The sequence below is a fragment of the Mesorhizobium sp. GbtcB19 genome (assembly GCF_019091085.1).
Lineage (GTDB): Bacteria > Pseudomonadota > Alphaproteobacteria > Rhizobiales > Rhizobiaceae > Mesorhizobium.
Map to the genome: position 1 here is coordinate 1 of NZ_JAGXJY010000064.1, position 1,183 is coordinate 1,183.

General features: G+C 61.6%; 1 protein-coding gene and 1 pseudogene. Both read right to left on the bottom strand.

Annotation, left to right across the window (positions count from 1 at the left end; genetic code table 11):
• The coding region (locus KVT37_RS31570; protein WP_217578926.1) for an aldo/keto reductase at positions 1 to 542 on the bottom strand (542 nt) is incomplete at its 3' end.
• Between the two features lie 46 nt (positions 543 to 588).
• Positions 589 to 1,183, bottom strand: a pseudogene (locus tag KVT37_RS31575) (aldo/keto reductase); the annotation flags it as partial.

A 1,183-nucleotide genomic window follows, 5' to 3' on the forward strand; every position in this document is an offset into this window, starting at 1 on the left:
CGCCCCCCTGGATCGACGGGGTGCTGATAGAGCCGGTCGATGCGATCGGGCCTGAGCCGCCTAAGCATGCCTTCGACCGCGAGCTTGATATGGTCCGGCTTGCTGTTGAGCCCGGGGAGCCGTTTGCCGGTCTCCAGATCGATGTTCCACCCAAATTTCGAGGTGATGGCTACCTTGTCACGGAAACCCTCGATACCTTCGCCTAGGATCCGCTCGACCTCATGGGGGCCATAGGCTTCGGCCGCGTCGAAGAAGGTTACGCCGTGATCAAAGGCGGTCCGGATGATGTTGTGCATCTCGGTTCGTGTAGGGACCGTCATCTGATAGGTTCGGCTCATATTCTGGACGCCAAGCCCGACGGCAGAGACTTCAAGGGAGCCCAATTTCCGGCGCTTTGACACTCCTGTCTGGGGCGCATTTGCGATGGTTGGCGCAGCTCCATTCGACTGAGCGTAGGCGCCGCTTGCGAGCGGTGTGGCCGCCAGCACGCCTGCGGCTGCAAGCAGGCTGCGACGGCTTACTCGGGTGATTTCTGATCGCATTGCTATTCCTTCCTTCGTGAGTTCATCCAACGCGAGCGATGCGTTCTCAGAGCCCTGTCATTTTCAGAACCGCCTCGGGCAAACGCTCGCCTTGCACTTGGATTTTGGACAGTCCGACGCGGATCTCGGAAAGGTCGGCCTCGGTCAGATCGACATCTGCGCCGCCGACGTTCTCTTCGACCCGTGAAAGCTTTTTCGTGCCGGGGATCGGCACAATCCAGGGCTTCTGCGCCAGCAACCAGGCCAGTGCGACCTGGGCAGGCGTCGCGCCTTTACGCTCGGCAACTGTTTTGACCACATCGACCAGCGCCATATTGGCCTTGCGCGCTTCAGGTGAGAACCGAGGCACCGAGTTGCGGAAGTCGCCCGGCTCGAATTTCGTATTCTCGTGGATCTCGCCAGCCAGGAAACCGGCGCCGAGCGGGCTGAACGGCACAAAGCCGATCCCAAGCTCTTGAAGCACCGGCAGCAACTCGGCCTCAGGGCCGCGCCAGAATAGGGAGTATTCGCTCTGAACTGCCGTGGGAGGATGGATGGCGTGGGCGCGGCGGATGGTGCCGACACCTGCTTCCGAGAGCCCGTAGTGCCGCTCCTTGCCCTCGGCGGTGAGGTCCTTCTAGGCGCCGGCTACGTCCTCGATC